This is a genomic window from Streptomyces erythrochromogenes (assembly GCF_036170895.1).
Taxonomy (GTDB): domain Bacteria; phylum Actinomycetota; class Actinomycetes; order Streptomycetales; family Streptomycetaceae; genus Streptomyces; species Streptomyces erythrochromogenes.
Genome location: NZ_CP108036.1, coordinates 4,532,896 through 4,547,101 on the forward strand (window position 1 = coordinate 4,532,896; position 14,206 = coordinate 4,547,101).

General features: G+C 73.0%; 15 protein-coding genes. 8 read left to right on the forward strand and 7 right to left on the reverse strand.

Annotated elements, in window-relative coordinates:
* Nucleotides 1–217: 217 nt before the first annotated feature.
* From OHA91_RS20650 to OHA91_RS20660, 3 genes are all read left to right on the forward strand, one after another.
* Nucleotides 218–664, forward strand: a complete 447-nt coding sequence (locus tag OHA91_RS20650; protein ID WP_266500082.1) for a helix-turn-helix domain-containing protein — start codon at nucleotides 218–220, stop codon at nucleotides 662–664.
* Nucleotides 665–687: 23 nt separating this feature from the next.
* The gene (locus OHA91_RS20655) at nucleotides 688–1,236 is read left to right on the forward strand and encodes a hypothetical protein (protein WP_031154286.1); all 549 of its coding nucleotides are present in this window, start codon (nucleotides 688–690) and stop codon (nucleotides 1,234–1,236) included.
* A 142-nt stretch (nucleotides 1,237–1,378) separates the two neighbouring features.
* Entirely contained in the window at nucleotides 1,379–1,717 is a 339-nt protein-coding gene (locus OHA91_RS20660; RefSeq protein ID WP_031154287.1) for a DUF2516 family protein, read from the forward strand.
* Between the two features lie 3 nt (nucleotides 1,718–1,720).
* Here OHA91_RS20660 and OHA91_RS20665 read toward each other — a convergent pair whose 3' ends face one another.
* From OHA91_RS20665 to OHA91_RS20675, 3 genes are all read right to left on the reverse strand, one after another.
* Nucleotides 1,721–3,067 (reverse strand): PP2C family protein-serine/threonine phosphatase, encoded by a 1,347-nt coding sequence (locus OHA91_RS20665; RefSeq protein ID WP_031154290.1) that lies wholly within the window; start codon nucleotides 3,065–3,067, stop codon nucleotides 1,721–1,723.
* A gap of 948 nt (nucleotides 3,068–4,015) precedes the next feature.
* Complete coding sequence (locus OHA91_RS20670) at nucleotides 4,016–5,137, reverse strand: C40 family peptidase (protein ID WP_031154293.1); 1,122 nt, start codon at nucleotides 5,135–5,137, stop codon at nucleotides 4,016–4,018.
* Between the two features lie 209 nt (nucleotides 5,138–5,346).
* Nucleotides 5,347–6,174, reverse strand: a complete 828-nt coding sequence (locus OHA91_RS20675) for a class I SAM-dependent methyltransferase (protein WP_209441529.1) — start codon at nucleotides 6,172–6,174, stop codon at nucleotides 5,347–5,349.
* 273 nt (nucleotides 6,175–6,447) lie between these two features.
* Between OHA91_RS20675 and mshA the strand changes: the two genes are divergently transcribed.
* Together mshA and OHA91_RS20685 are read left to right on the forward strand one after the other, a co-directional pair.
* The gene (mshA, locus tag OHA91_RS20680) at nucleotides 6,448–7,833 is read left to right on the forward strand and encodes a D-inositol-3-phosphate glycosyltransferase (RefSeq protein ID WP_031154298.1); all 1,386 of its coding nucleotides are present in this window, start codon (nucleotides 6,448–6,450) and stop codon (nucleotides 7,831–7,833) included.
* Nucleotides 7,826–8,347 carry a type III secretion system chaperone family protein gene (locus tag OHA91_RS20685; protein WP_031154300.1) on the forward strand — a complete coding sequence of 174 codons (522 nt, stop codon included), beginning with the start codon at nucleotides 7,826–7,828 and terminating at the stop codon, nucleotides 8,345–8,347. The genes mshA and OHA91_RS20685 overlap by 8 nt, the downstream gene beginning before the upstream one ends.
* Before the next feature lie 230 nt (nucleotides 8,348–8,577).
* Here OHA91_RS20685 and OHA91_RS20690 read toward each other — a convergent pair whose 3' ends face one another.
* A complete protein-coding gene (locus OHA91_RS20690) occupies nucleotides 8,578–9,942 on the reverse strand; it encodes an MDR family MFS transporter (protein ID WP_266500091.1) in 1,365 nt (454 codons plus the stop codon).
* Nucleotides 9,943–10,095: 153 nt separating this feature from the next.
* Here OHA91_RS20690 and OHA91_RS20695 point away from each other — a divergent pair, with 153 nt between their 5' ends.
* Complete coding sequence (locus tag OHA91_RS20695) at nucleotides 10,096–10,854, forward strand: phosphoglyceromutase (protein ID WP_031154305.1); 759 nt, start codon at nucleotides 10,096–10,098, stop codon at nucleotides 10,852–10,854.
* 210 nt (nucleotides 10,855–11,064) lie between these two features.
* Nucleotides 11,065–11,574 (forward strand): allene oxide cyclase barrel-like domain-containing protein, encoded by a 510-nt coding sequence (locus OHA91_RS20700; RefSeq protein WP_328739725.1) that lies wholly within the window; start codon nucleotides 11,065–11,067, stop codon nucleotides 11,572–11,574.
* Nucleotides 11,575–11,638: 64 nt separating this feature from the next.
* Here OHA91_RS20700 and OHA91_RS20705 read toward each other — a convergent pair whose 3' ends face one another.
* Nucleotides 11,639–12,253, reverse strand: a complete 615-nt coding sequence (locus OHA91_RS20705) for a DUF2867 domain-containing protein (RefSeq protein ID WP_328739727.1) — start codon at nucleotides 12,251–12,253, stop codon at nucleotides 11,639–11,641.
* A 95-nt stretch (nucleotides 12,254–12,348) separates the two neighbouring features.
* Here OHA91_RS20705 and OHA91_RS20710 point away from each other — a divergent pair, with 95 nt between their 5' ends.
* A complete protein-coding gene (locus OHA91_RS20710; RefSeq protein ID WP_031154313.1) occupies nucleotides 12,349–12,909 on the forward strand; it encodes a TetR/AcrR family transcriptional regulator in 561 nt (186 codons plus the stop codon).
* 253 nt (nucleotides 12,910–13,162) lie between these two features.
* Here OHA91_RS20710 and OHA91_RS20715 read toward each other — a convergent pair whose 3' ends face one another.
* Together OHA91_RS20715 and phoU are read right to left on the reverse strand one after the other, a co-directional pair.
* Nucleotides 13,163–13,312: a hypothetical protein gene (locus OHA91_RS20715; protein ID WP_167344738.1), complete on the reverse strand. Its 150-nt coding sequence runs from the start codon at nucleotides 13,310–13,312 to the stop codon at nucleotides 13,163–13,165.
* 149 nt (nucleotides 13,313–13,461) lie between these two features.
* Nucleotides 13,462–14,139, reverse strand: coding sequence for a phosphate signaling complex protein PhoU (phoU, locus tag OHA91_RS20720; RefSeq protein ID WP_030658995.1), 678 nt, complete (start codon nucleotides 14,137–14,139; stop codon nucleotides 13,462–13,464).
* Nucleotides 14,140–14,206: the final 67 nt, after the last annotated feature.

Consider the following 14,206-nt stretch of genomic DNA (forward strand, 5'->3'; position numbering starts at 1 on the left):
GGCGTGTGTACACCGGCCGCACCCGCGAGGTGACGCGGGATCCGAGGCTTCCGTGCTCGCGGCCTGATCGGTCTGGCGTAGTTCCGTGCTCCCTACGGCAGTTGTCGTGCAAATGCGACACCTATCGTGCTCAGGCTCAGCTTCGACGCCTGAGGAAGTGGGAGATGCTGCAAGCATCTGCTTGCAAAAGTTAGCGGAGTCGGGCAGGATCTGCAGCATGGCATCGCTCAACGTCGGAAACCTCGGCGAATACCTCCGTGAGCAACGGCGGCAGGCGCAGCTTTCGCTGCGGCAGCTGGCCGAGGCCGCGGGAGTGTCGAATCCGTACCTGAGCCAGATCGAGCGCGGGCTGCGCAAGCCGAGCGCGGACATCCTCCAGCAGCTGGCCAAGGCGCTGCGGATCTCCGCGGAGACGCTGTACGTGCAGGCCGGGATCCTGGACGAGCGGGACCGCGACGAGGTGGAGACGCGAGCCGTCATACTCGCCGACCCGTCGATCAACGAGCGGCAGAAGCAGGTGCTGCTCCAGATCTACGAGTCGTTCCGCAAGGAGAACGCGCTCGACGCGCCCGCCGTTCCCGCCGGGCCGGACACGCCCGGCACACCCGGCATGACGGACACGCCCGACAAGCCCGCCGACGAGATGCCGCCTAAGACCGACTGAAGTTGATCCGGGAGGACCAGCACATGGCCATCGCCGATGACCTGAAGAAGACCCTCACCGACCCCACTCCCCTCTACTTCGCCGCCGGCACCGCCGACCTCGCCGTCCAGCAGGCGAAGAAGGTGCCGGAGCTCATCGAGCAGCTGCGCGCCGAGGCCCCCGCGCGCATCGAGGCCGTGAAGAACACGGACCCGAAGGCCGTGCAGGAAGCGGTCACCGCCAAGGTCGCCGAGGTGTTCGGCGCGATCGACCCGAAGAAGATCGGGGAGACCGCCCAGGACCTGGCGCTGCGCGGGGTCGGCGTGGCCGCCGAGTACGCGGTGCGCGCCAAGGAGACCTACGACAAGGTCGCCGAGCACGGTGAGCAGGCGGTACGGGCCTGGCGCGGCGAGGTCTCCGACGAGATCGTCGACATCGCCGTCGTCGTCGAGCCGCGGCCCGAGCCGACCCCCGAGGCGCAGGCCGAGCCGGTGGCCGAGGCCGCTGCCGAGGAGCGCCCCGCGGCCAAGAAGCCCGCCGCGCGCAAGAGCACGGCCAAGAAGGCCGTCGTCACCGCGGACGACGCGAGCTGAACCGCGCCCGCATGGGCGACCACGGGCCGGGCACCCTTACAGGGCCCGGCCCGTTGTGGTTGATGGAGGGGCGTGTGCCGGTAGCGTGGAGTGAGGCGGCATCGGAAGTGCGAAGCGCAAGCATGAGAAGGCGGTCGAAGCGATGTTGATGGACGGGTTCGATCGAGGGGTGGTCCCGCTGCTCGGGCTCGCCATGCTGGTGCTCGCGGTGGTGGCCTTCGGGTTCGCGCTGCTGGCCCGTGACGACGCGTACCGGGCGGCCGACAAGCAGAGCAAGACCTTCTGGCTGGTCATCCTCGGCATCACCGTGCTCGTGGACGCCTTCCTGGGGATGCTCTTCCTCCAGATCGCGGGCCTGGTGGCGACCATCGTGTTCTTCGTGGACGTACGACCCGCCCTCAAGCAGGTCTCGGGCGGCGGCCGCCGCAGCGGTGGCAGCAGCAGCGACGGGCCGTACGGCCCCTACAACGGCGGCCGGTAACCCTCAGCCTTCGGCACGGGAGAGCAGGACCACGGCCACGTCGTCGGTGAGTTCGCCGCCGTTGAGGCGGCGGGCCTCGGTGACGGAGGCCTCCAGCAGCCCTTCGCCGCTCAGACCGCGGTCCAGGTGGCGGTTGATCATCTCGACCATGCCGTCCTGGCCCAGGCGTTCCTTGCCCTCACCGATCCGCCCCTCGATGAGGCCGTCGGTGTAGAGCATCAGGCTCCAGGTGCCGCCGAGCTCGACCTGCCGGCGCGGCCAGCGGGCCCGGGGCAGCAGCCCGAGGGCCGGGCCGCTGTTCTCGTACGGGAGGAGCTGCGCGCGGCGGCCCGGACGGGAGATCAGCGGGGCCGGATGGCCGGCCAGGCACAGGCCCGCGCGGCGGCCGTCCGGGGCGATGTCGACGGTGCACAGCGTCGCGAATATCTCCTCGCAGGGGCGCTCCACCTCCAGCACCTCCTGGAGGGTGGCCAGCAGGTCGTCGCCGCACAGCCCGGCCAGGGTCAGGGCGCGCCAGGCGATGCGGAGCTCGACGCCGAGGGCGGCTTCGTCCGGGCCGTGGCCGCAGACGTCGCCGATCATGGCGTGGACGGTGCCGTCGGGCGTGCGGACGGTGTCGTAGAAGTCGCCGCCGAGGAGGGCCCGGCTGCGGCCGGGGCGGTAGCGGGCGGCGAAGCGCAGATCGGAGCCCTCCAGGAGGGGGGTGGGGAGCAGGCCGCGCTCCAGGCGGGCGTTCTCCTGGGCGCGCAGTTTCGATTCTGCAAGCTTGTACTGGGCGATGTCGGCCCGTTTTCTCTCCACGGCGTAGCGGATGGCGCGGCTCAGCAGGCGGCCGTCCAGCTCGTCCCGGAAGAGGAAGTCCTGGGCGCCGACGCGGACGGCCTCGGCGGCGCGCTCGGCGTCGTCCTCGTCGGTGAGGACGAGGACGGCGTGGCGGGGCGCGAGGCGCAGCACCTGGTGGAGGACGGCGAGCTGCTGGTCCAGGGTGGCGGTGGTCGTGGCTCCGCCGGCGACGCGGGGGCCGGTTCCGTTTCCGCTTCCGTTTCCGCTTCCGGGGAGGGACAGGTCGAGCAGGATGCAGTGCACGTCGGGGGTGAGCAGCCGCTCGGCCTCGGTGAGGTTGCGGGCGGTGCGGAGCCGGATGCGGTGGCCGTCGGCGTCGAGGATCTCGGGGACGGTGAGCCCGCCGGCGGGGTCGTCCTCGATGACCAGGAGGGTCAGGGCGGTGGTCTGAGGGGTCGCCTGCGCGACACCGGCACCGATGGAGGCGGGCGGTGCGGCGGTGTGCAGAACGGCCTGACCGCTCTCCGTGGCGGGGGTGTCCCTCTGCCGCGGTACGGGTACGGGCATCGTTTCCGGTTCCTTCCCTCCCCCCGAGGGTGCGCTCCGGCAGACCCTAGCGGTCCCGGCCCCGCGAACGGAATGCCGTTCTTGGCGGGGGCCTCCGTCATATGCCGTCATCACGGGGGAAAATCGGCCTCACTGGATGACAAAGGTCACGGCGGGGCCGCGTTCCGTCCCGTCTACCGAGACGTCCCCCACCTCCACCGGGTTGCCTCGCCCCCACCACCCGATTCCCCGGGCCCCGGATCGACGGCCTCGGACCTGCTGCCCGCCCTCGCCCCGTTTCCGCAGCCCGGGCAGCCGCCCGAGGCCCCGGGGACGTAGCGCGCCCCGCGGCCCCGGCCACCGTGTCGCCCGGCCCCACCCACCGCTCCGCCTCGGCGCGAAGGCCCGTGCGGCCCTACGCCGGCGGCAGCCGGGCCGTCGCCGGCGGCCGCGCTGCTCGGCCACGGCCCGGCCTGCGGCGACGCCGACTTCTGCGGCAGCTCCGGGCCACGGTCTGCGGCGCCGGGCCGTGCGGGGCTCGGGGGTCGATGGCCCCTGCAAGGGGTACGAAGGGGCCGAACCCCCGCCCAGGGCCCGCCTGCGGCGGAGCGGGCAAGTGGCGAGAGCCGCCGGCTGGGGTCAGGGCCGGCCCGAGGGGCTGGACGCCGCCTGGGCCCGGCGGGGGCGCGCGGCCCGCGGCGCGGCGGGGGGTGCGGCCGCGGACCGGTGAATCGTCTCCGGCCTGCGCTGCTGGGCAGCGGCCCGAGTCCCGGGCGCGTCCTGCGGCGCCGGGGCCCGCCCGGCGGACCGCGGCTCGGTGAACGGCCTCAGGCCCCGGGCACCGGCAGCGGCGTACGGTCCGCGGCTTCTGCCCGGCGGACGGCCTCCGGCCCGCTGCGGCGGGCGCCGGGCGGGCCGGGGCTTGGGGCGGGCTGTGGGCCCGGGGGGCGGCTGGTCCGCCCGGGAGGGTCAGGCGTCCGGGCGGACTACCGCCTTGATCGGCATGGAGCCCACGCCCGCCATCGTCACGTTGCGGCCGGGGCGCGGGGCGTGGACCATCGCGCCGTCGCCCACGTACATGCCGACGTGGCTCGCGTCGTCGAAGTAGATGATCAGATCGCCCGGACGCATGTCCTTGAGCGCGATCTTCGGCAGCAGGCGCAGCTGCTCCTGCGAGGTGCGCGGGATGCCCCGGCCCGCCGCGCGCCAGGCCTGGGAGGTCAGTCCGGAGCAGTCGAAGGAGTCGGGGCCCACGGCCCCCCACTTGTACGGCTTCCCCATCTGGGCCGTGGCGAACTGGACGGCCTGCTTGCCGGCGTCCGTCGCCTTGCCGTTGACGTCCTTCATCGCGCCCGTGGACAGCCACGCCGTCTGTGCGCGGTACTGGGCTTCCTGCTCCAGCTGGATCAGCCGGGCCTTCTCCTCGGCCTCCAGCTTGCTCTCCAGTTCCTCCGCGGCCTTGATCTTCTCCTCGATCTGCTTCTTGGACTCCTCCTGCTTGACCCGGTTGGCCTCCAGCTTCTGCCAGCGCTCGCTCGCCTCCTCCGCGTAGCGCTGCAAGTCCGTCTGGGTGCGGTCCAGTTCGGTCAGGAGGTCCGAGGCGGCCTTCTCGCCCTGGCGCAACCGGTCGGCCCCGTCGAGGAACTGGTTCGGGTCGTCGCTCAACGCCAGGCGTGCGCCCGGCGGCAGGCCGCCCGCGCGGTACTGCGCGCGGGCCGCGGCGCCCGCGCGGCTCTTCAGCGTGGCGATGCGCTCCTTGCCGGCGACGATCAGGTTGGCGATCTCGACGATCTTGTCCGACTGGGCCTTGGTCTCGACCTCGGCGAGGTTGAAGGCGTCCGTCGCGGTGCCCGCCTGCCGGTAGAGCTCCTCGATGTCCTTGCGGACCTGCTCCAGGGACTTGCCGCCAGGCCCGGGCAGGGGAGCGGCCGGAGTGGCCGGAGCTCCCGGCGTGGCGGGAGCGGCGGGCGCGCCCGGCACCGCCGGAGCCGCGTACGCCGTGCCCGTCGCGAGTCCCGGCGCCGTCAGCACTGCCATCGCGCACAGCAGCACGAGAGAGCTTGCGCCTCGTCGTCGCCTTACCGACCCCATGGTCCCCCCAGGCACCCGAGCCAGACCTGACATCAGATCTGACTATTCATCAGTAACTTCGCACTGCCATCGGGATGGTGCCACGAGTCGATGAATTCCGACACCCTTGTGGACGTCATTTCGATCTTGTCTGCCCCAACGGACCCCGAGCCCTGCCCCTCACGGATCGAACGGGGCACACCCGCCCCCGGTTCCCCGCCGCACCGCATTCACCCCACCGGGCGCAACGCCTCCCAGCGCAGCGTCAGTTCCCCCTGCCGCCACCGCACCGGCCCGTCCGCCAGGGGCCAGTCGGCGGACAGCGCCCGCGCAGTCCGGATCCAGCGCTGCCGCGCCCCGTACGAGGCGTACGGAGCAGCCGCCGCCCAGGCCCGGTCGAAGTCGCGCAGGAACGCGTGCACCGGCTGCCCCGGCACGTTCCGGTGGATCAGCGCCTTCGGCAGCCGCTCCGCCAGGTCGGAGGGACGCTCCAGCGAGCCCAGCCGCGTCGCGAACGTCACCGTGCGCGGGCCCTCCGGCCCCAGCGCCACCCACACGTGCCGCCGCCCGATCTCGTCGCAGGTCCCCTCCACCAGCAGCCCGCCCGGGGCCAGCCGCGCGCACAGCCGCGCCCAGACCTCCGCGACCTGCTCCTCGTCGTACTGGCGCAGCACGTTCGCGGCGCGGATCAGCATCGCCCGCTCCCCGCCCTCCAGCGGCACCTCGAAGCCGCCGTGCCGGAAGCTGAGCCCCTCGCGCTCGTACGGTTTCGCCCCCGCCACCCGCGCCGGCTCGATCTCGATGCCGACCACACGCACCCGCGGCGCCGCGTCCCGCAGCCGCGCCAGCAGCTCGACCGCGGTCCAGGGCGCGGCCCCGTAGCCGAGGTCCACCGCCACCGGATCCCCCGCACGCCGCAACGCGGCCCCGTGGGTGGCCGCGATCCAGCGGTCCATCCGGCGCAACCGGTTCGGGTTCGTCGTCCCGCGCGTCACCGAGCCCACAGGACGGCCGGAGGCGCGGCTGGGTGACGGCGAAGGGGTACTGCGGGAGGCCATGAGCCGAGGGTAAGCGGAGGGCCCGCACACCATGAAAATCTCCCGGCGCCCCCCAGGAAGCCCCCAGCGAGCCCGAGGGAAGCCCCGAGGGCGCGCCAAGGAAGCCCGAAGGAACCCCCAAGAAAAACGAGGAACCCGCAGGAAATGCGGATCCCCCGGAATGCGGGGGACGGCCATCCGGGTTGCACTCCTTGCAGGGCGCCCTACGCGCCCCCGCAGTCATGCCGTCCGAGCGTCGCGCGCGCACCGTCCGAGCCGAGAGGAAGCGCTTCCTTGAGCCAGTACGTGTCCCGCCTCGGCGGCAGTCTCACCGGGCGCCTCGCGGCCGCCCGCGCCGCCACCCGCCACGAGCCGCCCCGGCTGCGCCTGCCGGCCGTCGGCCACCACCGCAAACCGCGCCGCGTGGCCATGCTCAGCGTGCACACCTCACCGCTGCACCAGCCCGGGACCGGCGACGCCGGCGGGATGAACGTCTACATCGTGGAGCTGGCCAGGCGGCTCGCCGCGATCAACATCGAGGTCGAGGTCTTCACCCGGGCCACCACGGGCGGGCTGCCGCCCGTGGTCGAGCTGGCTCCCGGCGTCCTCGTACGGCACGTGGACGCCGGCCCCTACGAGGGCCTCGCCAAGGAGGAGCTCCCGGCCCAGCTGTGCGCCTTCACCCACGGCGTGATGCAGGCCTGGGCCGGCCACCGCCCCGGCTACTACGACCTCGTCCACTCCCACTACTGGCTCTCCGGGCACGTGGGCTGGCTCGCCGCCCAGCGCTGGGGCGTGCCCCTCGTGCACGCCATGCACACCATGGCCAAGGTCAAGAACGCGGCGCTGGCCGAGGGCGACACCCCCGAGCCCGCCGCCCGCGTCATAGGCGAGACGCAGATCGTCTCCGCCGCCGACCGGCTCATCGCCAACACCGCCGAAGAGGCCGACGAGCTCGTGCGGTACTACGAGGCCGACCCGTCCAAGGTGGCCGTGGTCCACCCCGGCGTGAACCTCGAACGCTTCACCGTCGGCGACGGCCGGGCCGCCGCCCGCGCCCGCCTCGGGCTCCCGCAGGACGCCGTCATCCCCCTCTTCGCCGGGCGGATCCAGCCGCTGAAGGCCCCCGACATCCTGCTGCGCGCCGTCGCCGTCCTGGTCGACCGGGACCCCTCGCTGCGCCGCCGCCTCTTCGTCCCCGTCGTCGGCGGCCCCAGCGGCAGCGGCCTCGCCAAGCCCGAGGGCCTGCAGAAGCTCGCCGCCAAGCTGGGCATCGCCGACCTCGTGCACTTCCACCCGCCGGTCGCCCAGGACGGCCTCGCGGACTGGTTCCGGGCGGCGTCCGTGCTGGTCATGCCCTCCTACAGCGAGTCCTTCGGGCTCGTCGCGATAGAGGCCCAGGCCGCCGGCACCCCGGTGCTGGCCGCCGAGGTCGGGGGGCTGCCCGTCGCCGTCAACGACGGCGTCACGGGGATCCTCGTACCCGGGCACGACCCGGCGGACTACGCGCGCCAGCTGCGCCGCTTCGTCGACGAACCGGGGCTCGCCGACCGGATGGGGGCCGAGGCGGCGCGGCACGCGCAGTTCTTCGGCTGGGACACCGCGGCGAGCGGCACGGCCGACGTCTACACGGCGGCGATGCACGATCATCGCCGTCGCGTACGCTCCCACCATGGCTGACACCGCCGAGATCATCGAGAGCGCGCTCACCGCCGCGGAGCTGGGCTGGGAGAGCCCGCAGCCGGGGACGTACGTCGTCCAGCTCCCCGGCACCCGCAAGCTGAGCACCACCTGCTCGCTCAAGATCGGCCGGCACTCGCTGTCGGTCAACGCCTTCGTGATCCGCCACCCCGACGAGAACGAGGCGGGCGTCCACCGCTGGCTGCTGGAGCGCAACCTCAAGCTGTACGGGATGGCCTACGCGGTCGACCGGCTCGGCGACATCTACCTGACGGCCCGGCTGCCGCTGTCGGTCGTCACCCCGGAGGAGCTGGACCGACTGCTCGGCACGGTGCTGGAGGCCGCGGACGGCTCGTTCAACACGCTGCTGGAGCTGGGCTTCGCGAGCGCGATCCGGCGCGAGTACGACTGGCGGGTCTCGCGCGGCGAGCCGACCTTCAACCTCGACGCCTTCAAGCACCTGACGCGGCCGCAGGGCGAACCGGCCGCCGGGCCCGGCACTCCGATCGGCTGACGCACCGCACCGCACCGAACGGCGCGCCCGGCCCCAGCCCCGGCCCCGCCCGGCCGGGACCGGGCGCCCGCAGTCCCCGGCCACCCGGCCCCGGCCACGGGCCCCGGCCTCGGCCCCCGGGCCCCGGCCTCGGCCCCCGGGCCCCGGCCCCGGCCTCGGCCCCCGGGCCCCGGCCCCGGCCCCGGCCACCGGGCCCCGGCCACCCGGCCCCGGCCCCCGGCCTCGGCCGGTCAGCTCGCCCCGACGGGGCCCGAGGTGGGCAGCGGCCCGGCCGGAGCCGGTTCGGCGGGAAGCGGTGGGGCCGTCTTCGGCTCGGCGTCGCCGGCAGCGGTCGTGCCGCCGGCCGCGGCCGGTTGCGTACTCCTGTCCCCCGCGGGCAGGTTCCGCATGAGCAGCCAGTAGCCGACCGCCGCCACCGTGCCGAGCACGCCGGTGGTCGCCCACAGCCAGTCGGCCCCCCACCGGTCGATCATGAAGCCGGCCATCAGAGGCGCCACCAGCGCGGCCACCGCCCAGGACATCGTGTAGACGCCCTGGTAGCGCCCGCGCCCGTGCACCGGCGAGAGCCGTACGACCAGGCCCATCTGGGTCGGCGAGTTGACGATCTCGGCGAGCGTCCACACGCACACCGTCAGCGCGTACGCCCACACCGGTCCGGCGAAGGCCGTCAGCGCGAAGCCGTAGCCGGCCAGCAGCGCCGAGACCACCAGCAGCTTCTGCGGGTCGCGGTGCTCGATGAGGCGGGTGACGGGGATCTGCAGGGCGACGATCAGGAAGCCGTTCACGGCGATCACGAGCCCGTAGTCCCCGGGCGAGAACCCGGCGGAGCCCATCGCGACCGGCAGGCCGACCGACCCCTGCGTGAAGATCAGCGAGATCAGGAACGACAGGCCGACCACGCCCATGAACCGCCCGTCCCGCAGCACGCTCCCGAGCCCGATCTCCGGCTCCGCGCCGCTCTTGTCCGAGGCCGCGCCGGACCCGCCGGACCCGCCGCGCTCCGGCCGGGACTCGGGCAGCTTGACGTACACCAGCACCGCGCAGGCCAGCGTGAGGGCGGCCTCGCCCAGGAAGCCGGCCAGGTAGCTGTACTCGGCGATCAGGCCGGCCGCGGTCGCGCTGACGGCGAAGCCGAGGTTGATGGCCCAGTAGTTGAGCGCGAAGGCCCGTACGCGGTCCTCGGGGCGGACGATGTCCGCCATCATCGCCGCGACCGCCGGGCGGGAGGCGTTCGAGGTCATGCCGACCAGCAGGGCCACCGCCGCGATCGCCGCCGGGTGTTCCATGAAGCCGAGCAGCGCCACCGAGAAGGCGGTCGAGGCCTGGGCCGCCAACAGCGTGGGGCGCCGCCCCAGCCGGTCGGTCATCACGCCCGCGACGAGCGAGGAGATCACGCCGCCCAGGCCGTGGAGGGCGACCACGAGTCCCGCGAAGGAGGCCGAGTAGCCCCGGTCCAGGGTCAGGTACAAGGTCATGAAGGTCGCGACGAAAGCCCCGAGGCGGTTCACCAGGGTGCTCGTCCAGAGCCACCAGAACGCCCGGGGCAGACCCGAGACGCTCTCCCGGACGGCCCGTCTCAGACTGGCAGCGGACATACGGAATCCCCCCGAGGGTGTAAGCGTCGCTCTGGCGAGGTGCACATTACGAGGGGGCGGGCTCGGGACGCCAGTCAATTGACCGGGACCGTCAATCGGCGCCCGCCGCACACCGCGCGCGAGCGCGCCCGCGCGTCCACTAGGCTCGTACGCATGGCCGACGCACCGTACAAGCTGATCCTCCTCCGCCACGGCGAGAGCGAATGGAACGCGAAGAACCTGTTCACCGGCTGGGTGGACGTCAACCTCACCGAGAAGGGCGAGAAGGAGGCGGTCCGCGGCGGTGAGCTGCTCAAGGACGCCGGCCTGCTGCCCGACGTTCTGCACACCTCCCTCCAGAAGCGCGCCATCCGCACCGCGCAGCTCGCGCTCGAGTCCGCGGACCGCCACTGGATCCCGGTGCACCGCTCCTGGCGCCTGAACGAGCGCCACTACGGCGCGCTGCAGGGCAAGGACAAGGCGCAGACCCTCGCCGAGTTCGGCGAGGAGCAGTTCATGCTGTGGCGCCGCTCCTACGACACCCCGCCGCCGGTGCTCGAGGACGGTACGGAGTTCTCGCAGTCCGAGGACCCGCGCTACGCGTCGATCCCGAACGAGCTGCGTCCGCGCACCGAATGCCTCAAGGACGTCGTCGAGCGCATGCTGCCGTACTGGTACGACGGCATCGTCCCGGACCTGCTGGCGGGCCGCACGGTCCTGGTGGCCGCGCACGGCAACTCCCTGCGCGGTCTGGTCAAGCACCTCGACGGCATCTCGGACGCCGACATCACGGGCCTGAACATCCCGACCGGCATCCCGCTCGTCTACGAGCTGGACGCGAACTTCAAGCCCCTCAACCCGGGCGGCACCTACCTCGACCCGGCCGCGGCCGCGGCCGCCATCGAGGCCGTCAAGAACCAGGGCAAGAAGTAACCCTGACGTAAGAGGAGGCTCCTGACCTGCACGTGCGGTGCGGGTCGGGAGCTTTCGTCTGTCCGGGGTCCGGTGTGGTCCGATCGGTCGGATCCGCCGGTGGGTCGCGCCGGGAACCTCCGGGCGGTGCCGGAGCCGAGGTTATGAAGGAAATCGGATGACGGTCTCGTCGTCCGACCATCCGAGAGCATCAACCTCAGGAGCCGCACGATGCGCCCCATCAGAGCCGCCCGTCTCGGCACGGCCACCGCGCTGGTCACCCTCATCGCCTGCGCCCCCGCCGCGGCCGCCGCCGCGACGGACTCCGACTCCGACCACGACAAGGGCAAGAGCCGGGTCATCACACTCACCGGCCGGCTCGCGGAGCAGACGCGCTTCCCCGTCAACCCCGGCGGGGCGCCCGCCCAGGGCGATCGGACCGTCTTCCGCTCGATCCTCTTCGACAAGGACGACAAACAGGTCGGCGAGACCGGCGGCACCTGTACCACCACCCGGGTCGACAACGGCGGGGCGGAGCAGTGCGTCGTGACCTACACCCTCCCGGGCGGCCAGCTCTCCGTGCAGGGGATGGTCTTCGGCCACCTCGTCCCGGGACCTCCCCCTTCGTTCGACAACGGGATCACCGGCGGCACCGGTGCATTCGACCGGGCCCGTGGCTCGGTCCACGCCGACACGATCGCTCCGGGCACCAGGCGCTTCACGATCGACCTCAAGCGCTGACCGGTCCGTCCCCCGCCCCTGCCCGCTGCTCGTCGGCGGGCCGGGGCTGTCGTCGTCTCCGGGGTCAGTTCGGGGTGGGTTTCGCGGGTGTCGAGGGCGTCGGCGTGGTCTTCCGCCACTCCGCGCCGATCGAGCGGATGAGGGCCGGGTAGACGCCCAGGTAGCGGAACGGCTTGATGGCCAGCATGTAGGCCGAGCCCAGGAGGCCGTTGGGCTTCACCAGCACCGTCATCTGGCCGTGGTGGCCGCCGTTCCCGTCCTGGACCCAGCCGATGTGCAGCACCCCGTGCATCGTCTTGTTCGCCGTCTCCGCCGCCCACTCGTCGTGCGTCTGGTAGACGGACGTGAACGGGAGCGAGGGGAGGTCGGGTCCGCGGTCGCCCGCACGGAGGTCCGCCGGCAGCCGGTCGCGGAGCGTCGGGACCCGGGAGCGGAGGCCGTCGGCCGGCGCGTCCCAGCCGAGCAGCGCGCCCAGCTTCCACCGGATCGCGAAGAGCGCGCGCCCCACGCGGGAGGGGACCGGGTCCCCCGTGTCCCTCGCGAACTGGCCCACCAGCCGAGCGAGGTCGTCCGGCCCGCCCGGGGTCGGGAGCGCCCACACGTCCTCGACCCGGAAGTCTCCGGCGATCTCGTGGATCCGCCAGGGACGGGAGGTGTGCGCGGTTCTGGGGAGTCTCATGAGTAAGCCCCTGTCTATACGATGCCGTATAGATCGAGGCTAGCACCCGTCTATACGGCACCGTATAGACGGGGGTGCGTGAGGAGGGACACACCATGGGCGCGACCCGCACACCGCGCGGCAAGTGGATCGAGGAGGGGCTGCGGGCGCTGGCCGCCGGCGGCCCGGAGGCCGTACGCGTCGAGGTGCTCGCGCAGGCGCTCGGCGTCAGCAAGGGGGGCTTCTACGGATACTTCGGCAGCCGGGGCGCACTGCTCACCGAGATGCTCGACACCTGGGAGCGCGAGGTCTCCGAGGCGGTGATCGAGCTGGTCGAGAGCGGCGGGGGAGACGCCAGGGCCAGGCTGGAGCGGCTGTTCACGATCGTCGCCTCCTACGAGGAGGGGCCGGTGGTCGGTGTCGACGCCGACCTGGCGATCCGCGACTGGGCCCGGCGCGACGAGGCCGTCGCCGAGCGGCTGCGCCGCGCGGACAGCCGGCGCATGGAGTACCTGCGCTCGCTCTTCCGCGCCTTCTGCGCCGACGAGGACGACGTCGAGGTCCGCTCCCTGATCACCTTCTCCCTGCGGATCGGCTCCCACTTCATCGCCGCCGACCACGGCGGCCGCAGCCGCGCGGAGGTCATGGAGCTGACCCGGAAGTGGCTCCTGAGGTGAGGCGCCGGGCCGCGCCCGGTCCGACCGCGCCCGGTCCGCCGGCCACGACGCGGTGAACCTGGCGAGGTCGGCGCGAGCGGTGCCGCCGGCGGCGAGGGCGGAGCCGCCCGACGGCATCGCAGCCGCACGAGCCCGGCCTCAGCAGGCCTCGTACGCAGAAAGGCCCCCCGCCTGCGGATGTCCGCGGGCAGGGGGCCTCTCGTCGCACCGGGTGCGGTGACGTGCGGCGGGGTGGCGAACCGGGTGGGCCCGGTCAGCCGCCGCACTGGCAGGGGGCACCGGACTGGCAGCCGCAGCCGCAGCCGGAGCCGCAGCCACAGGCCGCGAGCAGCGGGAGCCGCAGCGGCTCGGGCCTCGGCGGCTGCTCCTGCTCCGGGGTGATGGGGACGGGGGAATCGGGCATGGTTCCTCCTCGGCGGGGCGGTGCCCCGCGGCATACGGGACTTCGTACGACTGACCGCCCTCGCCCTCATTCATGCCCAGCCGCACCGGCGCGTCAACGGCGCACGGGAGCCCGAAGCGGCTCTGCGCCGTCGCACGCCGCGCGCAGCGTCAGACGCCCTCGATCTGGGTCGGCTGCTGGAGGTCGTCCGCGTGCTCACCCGTCACCAGGTAGACCACGCGCTTGGCCACCGACACCGCGTGGTCCGCGAAGCGCTCGTAGTAGCGGCCGAGCAGCGTCACGTCCACCGCCGTCTCGATGCCGTGCTTCCAGCGGTCGTCCATCAGGTGCTGGAACAGCGTCCGGTGCAACTGGTCCATCTCGTCGTCGTCCTGCTCCAGCTGGAGCGCCAGGTCGACGTCCTTCGTGATGATGACCTCGGCCGCCTTGGCCATCAGGCGCTGCGCGAGCTGCCCCATCTCCAGGATCGTGGCGTGCAGGTCCCGCGGGACGGCGCGGTCCGGGAAGCGCAGCCGGGCGAGCTTGGCGACGTGCTGGGCCAGGTCGCCGCTGCGCTCCAGGTCGGCGCTCATCCGCAGCGAGGTCACGACGATCCGCAGGTCGGTGGCGACGGGCTGCTGGCGGGCCAGCAGCGCGATGGCGCGGGCCTCCAGGTCGTGCTGCAGGTCGTCGACCTTCTGGTCGGCGGCGATGACGCTCTCGGCGAGCTTGAGGTCGGCATCGAGCATGGACGTCGTGGCCCGCCCGATCGCGGAACCGACGAGCCGGGCCATCTCGACCAGGCCTTCTCCGATCGAGTCCAGTTCCTCGTGGTACGCGTCGCGCATGTCTCGTGTCCCTCTCTCGACCTACTACTGCGGTGATGCCCGGGGCGGGCCGGGGCGGCCTTCTGCC